This window comes from Phaeodactylibacter xiamenensis, assembly GCF_000759025.1.
Classification (GTDB): Bacteria; Bacteroidota; Bacteroidia; order Chitinophagales; family Saprospiraceae; genus Phaeodactylibacter; species Phaeodactylibacter xiamenensis.
Map to the genome: position 1 here is coordinate 1 of NZ_JPOS01000015.1, position 2,394 is coordinate 2,394.

At 52.1% G+C, this 2,394-nt stretch carries 1 protein-coding gene and 1 pseudogene; both read left to right on the forward strand.

The features are described from left to right. Nucleotides 1-1,884: T9SS type A sorting domain-containing protein (locus tag IX84_RS06055; protein WP_044217570.1), on the forward strand; the 1,884-nt coding region annotated here is incomplete at its 5' end. A gap of 64 nt (nt 1,885-1,948) precedes the next feature. After that, nucleotides 1,949-2,394: pseudogene (locus IX84_RS06060) on the forward strand (hypothetical protein); the annotation flags it as partial.

The window sequence follows — 2,394 nt, forward strand, 5'->3', positions numbered from 1 at the left end:
TCGATCAACAATTGCGATGTTGGCATACGTGCAGCCAATTGTGACCAACGCTTCCTCAGGATATTTAACAACTATGATATGGCCGTAAATCAGACCGGTATAGAACTGGTCCAGAATAATCCCCTGCACGCCTGGATAGGGGATAATCGTATCAACTTCGGGGCTGAAGCAGGCGGTGAACTGACCGGTATCCTCGTTGATGAAAGCGCCTTTGCCAGTGCAACGGACTTTGGCAAGTACAATATCGCCAAAAACCAGGTGACGCTGCCCGGCAACGGCACCGGCATCCTCCTGGGCACCGGCCGCTACATCGACCTCAAAGAGAATGTGGTGCGCCTCGAAGGCAACAACGCCAACCAAACCGGCATTCAGCTGGAGGGCACCGAAAACGCATGGCTGCGCTGCAACACCGTGGAAGGCCCCGCTAATTTTGGCCCCAACACTATCGGTATTGATGGATTTGGCGCGGCCGGGACCTGGCTCGACTGCAACCAAACCAACAATACCTTCCGGGGCTTCCGCTTCAATGGCATGGGCGATGCCGTCCAATTCCGGGGGAATACTATGGGGGACCATTTCCATGGGTTGCTCCTCAATGAAGATGGAATCATCGGGCAACAAAACTATCACAACAACTACTGGTGCGGCAGCTATATGGATTCGGAAAATGGTGTGGAAGTTGGTGCCCGGCATTTGGGGGATGAGGATGTTGTCTCACAATCTCCTTTCTTCATTGACCCAAGCCTGATTGATCAAGGTAACTGTGCAGTGCTGCCGGGCTGGGCAGCTTCGGGAGATTGGTTTGAACCAATTGCACCGGATAATCAAGACACCAATTATTTCTGCTCTACCCCCAACTTCGATGCCTGTTCCAACAACGCCCCCGATTCTCCAACCCCGCAGGAAGAAGACGAGGATATTTTGCTCCGCAAGCTGGGCAACGGCACCTTTCAGGCCAGCCGTTATCAAAGTGCCCTGAAATACACCGGGCAGCGCCACCTTTACAAGCGCCTGGAGCACCAAAGCACCCCGCTTAGCAACTGGAAGCTCAGTTTCCTGAATCAGGCTGGCTCTACTCCGGTAGGCGAATACAACAGTATTGATCAAAGTATTAAAGAAGCGCTCACCCTGCCAGACACTATAGCGCAGTCCCTTGCCGCTCAGGACAGTAGCCTCATGGAAGTTATGGATGAATTATCTGGCATTGATGCTGCGCTGTCGGCTGAACCTCCAACGGACACGGCTGAACTACTGCTCAAAAGACGGGAAATGTTAGCGAGCCTGGCTCTTCAGGATTCCATTGCCGGCAACCTCCGTGCAGCCGTTCAAAAAGAGCAGCAGGAAACCCTTTCTCTCATTGGGGCCGCAAACCAAAACGCCCCGGCTGATTCTCTGTACGAAGCCAATGAGCAAGCTTTCAATACCCTTGCTATCAAAGCAGCAGCAAGTATTGACAGCCTTTCCGGCTCAGAGCTGAGTGCCTTATTCAGCCTTGCGAATCAATGCCCCCTCTCCGGAGGCGATGCCGTCTTCCGGGCCCGCAGCCTCTACCGCCTTGCTGACCCTACCTACCGTTTTGATAATGCTGCACTCTGCCAACCCAGTGCTGCCTTGCGGGCGCCAAAGGCAACCGAATCGCTTGACTTTACCCTGTTTCCTAATCCCACCTCAGGTCTCACGGTGCTGGAGTTTAGCACCCCGCTTTCCGGCAGGGCAAATGTCACCCTCTACAGCCTTCAGGGTCAGCCGGTGCTACAACAAACAGCAGGAGAAGGCGCACAGCATATCCTGCTGGAAACAGCGGCTTTGCCCGGCGGGACTTACTTTTGCAGGGTGATGGGAGTTGATGGAGTGACGGGCGTGAAGAAGTTGGTGAAATTATAAGACTAAGTTTGAGGGCTATCCGGAAAAACATGCCGGATAGCCCTTGCTAGACAAAGCATAAGATATGAAACACTGGCTGCACCAAATACTTCTACCTGTATTTTTGCTTACCCTATACAATGGAAATACCCAAGAGCATGATTATGGATGGATTATAGGCTACAATAGTGAGTCTGCCCCCGGGTATGAAGGAATGATTTTAGACTTTAACAATTCCCCCATGCAGGTGAAAGATTATGCTATCAATGCCAACTTGTTTATTAGCAGTGCCTGCATTGCCGATGAAGATGGCAATCCACTGTTTTACACCAATGGTTGTTCGGTATTTACCAGCACAGGGGCGGTCATGGAAAATGGGGACAGCCTTAATTTTGGGGCTGTTTACGAAGAACATTGTGAGGGGGTTAGGTTTAGCTACACCGCCGGCCGCCAAAGCAGCTTAATCCTGCCCATGCCCGGCAGCGACAGCCTCTACTACCTTTTCCACAAGCGGATCATTTATCAGGAAGA